Origin of the sequence: Paenibacillus apis, from assembly GCF_018333295.1 — a bacterium.
GTDB lineage: Bacteria > Bacillota > Bacilli > Paenibacillales > Paenibacillaceae > Fontibacillus > Fontibacillus antibioticophila.
On sequence record NZ_BORS01000011.1, the window covers coordinates 200151 to 208362 of the forward strand.

The 8212-nt window shown below is 49.9% G+C and carries 7 protein-coding genes and 1 rRNA gene; all 8 read left to right on the forward strand.

What is annotated here, in order from left to right; translation table 11 throughout:
• The first annotated feature begins 4 nt into the window (after positions 1 to 4).
• Complete coding sequence (gene obgE / locus KI362_RS16910; protein WP_301628828.1) at positions 5 to 1318, forward strand: GTPase ObgE; 1314 nt, start codon at positions 5 to 7, stop codon at positions 1316 to 1318.
• 174 nt (positions 1319 to 1492) lie between these two features.
• Positions 1493 to 1930, forward strand: coding sequence for an ACT domain-containing protein (locus tag KI362_RS16915; RefSeq protein ID WP_301628829.1), 438 nt, complete (start codon positions 1493 to 1495; stop codon positions 1928 to 1930).
• A gap of 34 nt (positions 1931 to 1964) precedes the next feature.
• Complete coding sequence (locus tag KI362_RS16920; protein WP_301628831.1) at positions 1965 to 3251, forward strand: homoserine dehydrogenase; 1287 nt, start codon at positions 1965 to 1967, stop codon at positions 3249 to 3251.
• A 14-nt stretch (positions 3252 to 3265) separates the two neighbouring features.
• The gene (thrB, locus tag KI362_RS16925) at positions 3266 to 4225 is read left to right on the forward strand and encodes a homoserine kinase (protein WP_301628853.1); all 960 of its coding nucleotides are present in this window, start codon (positions 3266 to 3268) and stop codon (positions 4223 to 4225) included.
• A gap of 4 nt (positions 4226 to 4229) precedes the next feature.
• On the forward strand, positions 4230 to 5114 hold the full coding sequence (gene pheA, locus KI362_RS16930) for a prephenate dehydratase (RefSeq protein WP_301628832.1): 885 nt from the start codon (positions 4230 to 4232) through the stop codon (positions 5112 to 5114).
• Positions 5115 to 5119: 5 nt separating this feature from the next.
• On the forward strand, positions 5120 to 5998 hold the full coding sequence (ilvE, locus tag KI362_RS16935) for a branched-chain-amino-acid transaminase (protein ID WP_301628833.1): 879 nt from the start codon (positions 5120 to 5122) through the stop codon (positions 5996 to 5998).
• A gap of 153 nt (positions 5999 to 6151) precedes the next feature.
• The gene (locus KI362_RS16940) at positions 6152 to 7753 is read left to right on the forward strand and encodes a LysM peptidoglycan-binding domain-containing protein (protein WP_301628835.1); all 1602 of its coding nucleotides are present in this window, start codon (positions 6152 to 6154) and stop codon (positions 7751 to 7753) included.
• Between the two features lie 372 nt (positions 7754 to 8125).
• A 16S ribosomal RNA gene (locus tag KI362_RS16945) occupies positions 8126 to 8212 on the forward strand; the annotation flags it as partial.

Sequence of the window (8212 nt, forward strand, 5' to 3'; positions counted from 1 at the left end):
ATTCATGTTCGTAGATAAAGCGAAAATTTATGTAAAAGGCGGAGATGGAGGGGATGGTATCGTCTCGTTCCGCCGGGAGAAGTACGTTCCGGAAGGCGGACCCGCTGGCGGAGACGGCGGAAAGGGCGGGGACGTCATTTTCCGCGTCGATGAAGGCTTGCGCACACTGATGGACTTCCGATATCAACGCCATTTCAAGGCGGAGCGCGGTGAGAAGGGCCGCAACAAGAGCCAGCATGGGGCAAATGCGGATCATATGATTGTTCGTATTCCGCCTGGGACGGTCATTATTGATGATGATACGCAAGAGGTGCTTGCCGATTTGACACGGGACGGGCAGCAGGTGGTCGTTGCTCGCGGCGGCCGTGGAGGACGAGGCAACATTCGCTTCGCGACCCCTAATAACCCGGCACCCGAGCTTGCGGAGCACGGAGAGGAAGGTCAAGAGCGCTGGATCGTTCTTGAATTAAAGGTGATGGCTGATGTGGGCCTCGTGGGCTTCCCGAGCGTTGGCAAATCAACCCTGTTATCTGTCGTATCCGCTGCCAAACCGAAGATCGGCGCATATCATTTTACGACGATTACCCCAAATCTGGGAGTAGTAGATGTCAGCGAAGGACGCAGCTTTGTCATGGCTGACTTGCCCGGACTGATCGAGGGCGCTCATGAAGGCGTCGGCCTGGGACATGAGTTCTTGCGGCATGTGGAGCGCACACGCGTTATTGCCCATGTAGTCGATATGGCTGGATCAGAGGGCCGGGATCCATTCGAGGACTGGATGAAGATCAATGAGGAACTCAAGCTGTATAATGCTGACCTCGAACAGCGTCCGCAAATTGTGGCAGCCAACAAAATGGATATGCCTGATTCAGAAGAGAATCTGGAGCGCTTTAAAGAGCAAGTGAAGGAAGTTCGGCCGGACATTGAAATCTATCCGATTTCTTCCTTGACCAGACAAGGTGTGCAAGAACTTTTGTATCGGGCGGCGGATCTGCTGGATGAGATTCCGGAGCTCCCTGCGATTGAGGAAGTCACCGAGCTGGAGGAACGCAAAATCTATAAGCTGGACAAAACAGAGGACGAGAGCTTTACCATCCGCCGCGAAAATGAAACCTTCGTCGTTGAAAGTGTGAAGATCGAACGTATGATGAAACGGATGCAGCTTAACACCCATGACGCCATTCTCAAGCTTGCCCGCACATTGCGGCATATGGGAGTGGATGATGAGCTGAGAAACCGGGGCGCCAAGGATGGGACGATCGTGCGAATCGGGGACTTCGAATTCGAGTTTGTCGAGGGAAGCAGCTACTATTATTAAGTTATAGGAACTCTATAGAAACGGGTACCTTCCTTTTGCCGGAGATGGTAGCCGTTTCTCTACATAAGCAAGCCGGATTCCGCGGAAATTCCGCGGAAATGGATTGCCACCTTGCCAGCTTTCCGTTATAATGTCCACTATACGAAAACAGAAGTCTCTAAGGAGAGGACGTTTGTGAAGGAGAAGTATTATTTAGTACGGGAGGATATTTTACCTGAAGCTGTATTAAAGACGCTGCAGGTGAAGCAGCTTCTCGCCAGCGGTGTTGTGAAGACGGTCCATGAGGCCGTTGCGCAAATAGGAATGAGCCGCAGTGCTTTTTATAAATACAAAGACGGCATTCATCTGCTGAATCAGATTGAGCGGGAGAGCATTGTAACGATCTCGTTTGATCTGGAGCACCGTTCCGGGGTATTGTCCAAGGTAATGGGGCTTATTGCCGGTTCGGGAGGAAACGTACTAACCATCAACCAGAGCATTCCGCTGCAAGGGATCGCCAATGTCGTCATTTCCGTGGAGACTTCCCGTTTGACGGAGGACCTGGATGAAATGCTGGATTTGATACAGAAGGTTCCTGGCGTTCGCAAGGCGCAGATCGTCGGTCAGGGATAAAGACAAGATCATTACGGAGGGAGGGATCCAAGGGATGAAACCAGTCAAGGTAGGCTTATTGGGTCTGGGCACCGTTGGAACAGGAGTAGTGCGTATTTTGGAAGGGCATCAGGAGGACCTTAGCAGTCAGGTGGGCTCTCCGATCATTATTGAGAAAATTGCTGTCAAGCATGCTGATAAGCAACGAAGCATTGAGATCGATCCCGCGAAGCTGACAGAGGATCCTTGGGAGGTTATCCGCGATCCGGAAATAGATGTGATCGTCGAGGTTATGGGCGGAGTGAATGGCACCCGCGAATTCATGCTGGAGGCGCTCAATTGCGGCAAGCATATTGTTACCGCCAACAAGGACCTCATGGCCTTATACGGCTCGGAGATTCTGGCCAAGGCGACGGAGAAGCAATGCGACGTATTCTATGAAGCAAGTGTTGCCGGAGGCATCCCGATTATTCGCACATTGATCGAAGGGTTCTCTTCGGACCGGATTATTAAAATTATGGGCATTGTGAACGGGACGACGAACTATATTTTGACCAAGATGAGCCAGGAAGGCACCAGCTACGAGGATGCGCTGGCAGAAGCGAAGCAGCTCGGTTATGCCGAAGCCGATCCGACCTCCGATGTGGAGGGGCTGGATGCCGCCAGAAAGATGGCGATTCTGGGTACGCTCGGTTTTCGTGCAAATGTGGAATTAAGCGACGTTCAGGTGCGGGGGATTTCTTCTGTAAGCAAAGAAGACATCGCTTATGCGAAGCGGTTGGGCTATGAGATGAAGCTTCTCGGTATTGCTGACCGTGACGAAGAGGAATTCAGCATTAGCGTCCAGCCAACGATGGTGAAGAAGAACCACCCGATTGCTGCTGTGAACGGCGTGTTTAACGCTGTGTATGTATTCGGCGAGGCTGTGGGAGAGACGATGTTCTATGGGGCAGGTGCGGGCGAGATGCCTACGGCGACTTCGGTAGTTGCGGATATTGTTGCTGTGGTCAAGAATCTCAAGCTCGGTGTGAATGGCTTAAAGTCCATTGTTCCTTACAAGCCGAAGAAGCTGAAGAGCGATGAGCAAATCTGCTACAAAAACTTCTTGCTGCTGCAGGTTGCGGATAAAGCAGGGGTATTGGCCCAGATTACTCAGGCCTTTGCTGAATATAATGTGAGTCTGGAATCGGTCGTACAGTCTCCGAATGCGGATACGCCTGATGCCGAGATTATGATTGTAACTCATCGTGCCAGCAGGGCGAACATGGAGCAGGTGCTGAAATATTTTGAAGGCCTTGAGGTAATTCGCCGGGTGAAGAGCGTATATCGGGTCGAAGGATGAAAGGAAGAAGCAGCATGATTCGTGAAGAAGGAGTTTGCGTTAAAATTCCGGCCAGCACGGCCAACCTTGGACCAGGATTTGATACGCTCGGGATGGCATTGGATTTATATGCCTGGCTTGAGCTCAAGCCGGCTTCAGAGACGGTCTTCCGCCTGTATGGAGATCATCTGGACGGTCTTCCTTCCGATAAAAGCAATCTGATCTACCAGGTAGCCCAGTCTGTATTCAAACGCGCGGGTGTGAAGGTGCCGGAGCTGGAAATATCCATGTACTCGGACATTCCCTTGACCCGTGGACTTGGAAGCAGCGCTTCGGCCATTGTCGGTGCGCTGTATGCCGCCAATTTACTGATTGGCGAGCCGCTGACTAAAGATGAGCTGTTTGATATGGCAACAGCATTAGAGAATCACCCCGATAATGTGGGAGCCTCTTTATATGGCGGCATTATCGCTGCCGTGTGGGATGGAACGCATGCTACAGCATTGAAAATTCAACCTCCGGCTGAACTCCTTACCCTTGTGGCAATTCCTGATTTTCAACTGTCTACCTCTCTGGCCAGAAAGGCGCTGCCCGAAGCATTCCGTATGCAGGATGTTGTGTTCAATGTCAGCCATGCCTCCCTGCTAACCGCCGCTCTGGCCTCAGGCAGACTCGATCTAATCTCTTCCGCGATGAAGGATCGGATTCATCAGCCCTATCGGGCCCAATTGGTTCCAGGAATGGCGCGGATTTTGGAAGAAGCGCCTTCACACGGTGCGCTTGGGGTGGCTCTAAGCGGAGCGGGACCAACGCTGCTGGCGCTTGTGGAGGAGGATAGCTCCCGGCAAGCAGAACTTGAAGGCTTCCTGACAAAGGTATTGGCTGAAGAGGGCATCTCTGCGAAGACTTTATGGCTGCGTCCCTGCACTGAAGGAGTTGTGGAGCTTGCCATGTTAAATAATGTTTCGTTTATGAAGCGTATAAAAGGAGAATAAGTTCATGAAGCGAATTGCCTTGCTGCCTTCAGGCTCTGTATCTCATGAGGCCGTGCTGCATCTGTTCCGCGATGAGCCTGTCGAACTGCTTCATTACAAGCAGATTTCCGATGTATTTCTGTCGACAGCCAAAGGGGACAGTGATTACAGCGTAATTCCTATAGAGAATACCATTGAAGGATCGGTTACATTGCACATGGATTGGCTCGTGCATGAGGTGGAAATACCTATGCAAGTGGAATGGGTGTATCCCTCGATTCAAAACTGGGTTGGCCGCAGAACTGAATTTCTCGATGCAAGCGATCAACTGGATTATAGCCGGGTTAAAAAAGTACTGTCCCATCCTGTAGCCATGGCGCAGTGTCTTCAGTTTATACGGACCTACATGCCGCATGCAGAGCTAGAGCATGTCGGCAGTACCTCGGAGGCGGTAAAGCTGGTACAGGAGCATCCTGGTGAAGGGTGGACGGCAATTGGTACTGCACTCGGCGCCGAGAGGTATGGGTTGGACATTATGGCTGGTCAGGTCACGGACCATGATAATAACTTTACCCGCTTTGTATTGATCGGGCCCAAGCCAATAGCGCTCCCCCAAGCTCCGGTAGAGGACAAGACAAGCATTCTGGTTACGCTCCCTGAGGATTTTCCAGGGGCGCTGCATCAGGTGCTGGCGGCATTTGCCTGGCGGAGACTGAACTTGTCACGGATCGAATCGCGTCCGACGAAGAAGCGGTTAGGCAGCTATTATTTCTACATGGATGTCTTGGCGCCTATCAGCTCCGTGCTGCTTCCGCTGGCGATCGAAGAAATCGAGGCTTTAGGATGTCAGGTTCGTATACTTGGCAGCTATCCGAGCTATTCTTATGAAGGATTAAAATCGGAGGTGTAATAACGATGGCAGAGCAATGGATTTATTTGGACGGTCAGTTCGTTACCAAGGAAAATGCAAAGGTATCGGTATTCGACCACGGATTTTTGTATGGGGACGGTATTTTTGAAGGAATTCGGATCTATAACGGCAATATTTTCAAGTGTAAAGAGCATTTGGACCGGTTATATGATTCGGCAAAATCAATTATGCTGAACATTCCCCTCACCTATGAGGAAATGCAGAATGCACTGGTCGAGACGCTTCGGAAAAACGAGCTACGCGACGGCTACATCCGCCTTATTGTATCTCGTGGCGCCGGCAATTTGGGTCTTGACCCAAACCGTTGCCCGAAAGCCTCGGTAGTCATTATCGTTGAACAACTTGCTATTTATTCGGAGGAAGCATACAGAACCGGCCTGAAGACAGTGTCAGTGTCCACGCGCCGCAATATTCCGGACGCCTTGAATCCGAAGATCAAATCATTGAATTACTTGAATAATATTCTCGTTAAAATTCAGTCTAATCTGGCTGGAGCAGGCGAGGCCATTATGATGAATGCCCAAGGTTACGTGACAGAGGGCTCCGGAGACAACATCTTTATTATTAAAAACGGTGTGATCACAACTCCGCCGTGCTACCTCGGAGCCCTTGACGGCATTACCCGTCAGGCGATCATCGAGATCTGTCGCAAGCAAGGCTATCCTCTGAAGGAAGAACCATTCACGATGCATGATGTCTATGTTGCGGACGAAGTCTTTCTGACGGGAACTGCCGCTGAAGTCATCGCAGTCCGCGAGGTGGATGGCCGCGTGATCGGAGAGGGCCATGCGGGACCGATCACCTTGAAGCTGCTTGAACAATTCCGCAGCATCGTTGATCAAGACGGATTAAAGGTCTGGTAAGCTGGGGTAAATCCTGTTTTTCCTTTTTAGGAAAAATGGGATTTTTTTATGGAGAGAATGTCAAAAAGCTGGGCCTTCGCATAGGATGTATTAATTGGGCCCCGGGCGGGAGACTCGCGTACCGGAGAAGAATCCTAGGAGGTCTTTGTCACTGTGAAAATCCACATTGTAAAACAAGGGGACTCTTTATACGAAATTGCCAAAAAGTATAATGTTCCTCTCGAAAAGCTGATTGAAGCCAACCCGCAAATTACCAATCCCGAGGTATTGAATCTTGGCGACAAGGTCAAAATCCCGGCAAATGTAGTACCTGTAAACGGGGAGACAGGAAAAGTGTACGATCATACCGTAAAATCAGGCGATTCATTATGGAAATTATCCAAAGCTTGGGGATTGCCGTTACAGGCACTGATAGAAGCCAACCCTCAGCTTGTTAATCCCAATGAGCTCAAGGTGGGTGAGGTGATTCATATCCCGACCAAAGGGACACAGACATCGCCAGCACCATCTAGCCCAGCTAATCCAGCCAACCCGAACACGAATATTTCGCCTATTGCTACAGCTCCTTCAGGTAAAAAGAATACAGCGCCCATCACTACTACGCCGGTTGAGAAGAAGCACACGGCTCCTGTGGCTGAAAAGAAACTTACGGCTCCTGTGGTTGAAAAGAAAGAGGAGACCAAACCAATTGTCCACGAGCCGGTCAAGAAGACTCCGATTCAGTTGGAGGTTGAAGTCGAGCATTTTACCTATGAAACCGTTAAGCAGGAAAATAAGATGCATGTTCAGCCTGCAAAAGCTGAGAAGTCGCCATGCCCGCCTATTCCAGAGTATCCGGTGCTTCCTTCACCTTATGCATACCAATTCGATGTACCTTCAAATATCGCGCCGATCTCAGCTGCCCCGGCTTCTCCCTGCGGTTGTTCGGGAAGTGTCTCAAACCAGCCTAACATGCCGCATCAAAATTTATTCTATCAGTATCAGGTACCTGCCCAACCGGTGAATGCTTATTACGAGACATCGCAATACTCTCAAGTTCAGCCAGCTTATGCAGAGACCCCTTGGACTGGAGAGTACCCGGGGATCTCAAATGCTCCTGCTTATCAGCAGATGGATAATAGCCCGAATTTGCATGGAGTCTCCAACTATCCGAGCAATCTTCCTAATCAACCCTTCCCTACGGAGATCAGTCCGATGTCTGTGGCGGAAAATTCAGGGTTTCCTGGAGCATGGGGAATGCCGGCAGGGAACGCACCATTCCCAAATAACGCACCGTTCCCTAATAATGCACCATTCTCAGGCAATGCACCGTTTCCTGGTAATATGGGCGCTTACCCTGTCAATGCTTATGCCGGCAATGCTCCATTTCCAGCTGCGCCTGCATGGGGAGGAATGCCGATGGCGCACGGATATCCTCAATCGGCATATGGGATGGTAATGCCTGGTACTATGGCAGGCACTCTTCCTGCCACTCCTGAAATAGCCGGAATGACTGGAGGGCCTGCACTGCCTCTGGGGAATATTCCAGCAGCTCCACTGGGGGGATTTGGTGTAAATGATAATACTGGCTATGTCAGTGCAACGGATAATATGTCACCGCAAAGTTTAGGCGCTCCAAAAGGAAAATCGAATACAAAAGCTAGAAAGTCAGCCAAGATTTCATCGAGTAAGAGATCCAGCAGCAAATCACGAAAACGTACTGCGTTGAAGAAGTCTGAGAGTTATCTGACCCAAAATCCTTGGATCAATAAATAAAACGACAGAAGCGCCCCCTGATTCAAAGGGGGCCGCTTCTTGATTTAAACCTCTTGTGTGCTAAGGTTGAGCAGAAAGAAAAAATATGCTATATTTAATACCCCGATAATATAGCGCTTTCTTTCGGGGAAGTAGACAAGCCGGATACGATTATAGCTTTTTGAAAAAAAGGCTTGCACTTAGTTACTCGGCATGATATATTATTTAAGTCGCCGCTGAAACGCAGCGATGAACGAAACAAAGTTGATCTTTGAAAACTGAACAACGAGTGAGTATTAAATAGATGAATTCCAATCGACCATGTGTCGTTTGAGATTCTATCTTGAGAGAATTAATTTTCTCGTCAGTTTTGAAATGAGCAAGTCAAACACTTTATTGGAGAGTTTGATCCTGGCTCAGGACGAACGCTGGCGGCGTGCCTAATACATGCAAGTCGAGCGGACTTGATGGAGTGCTTGC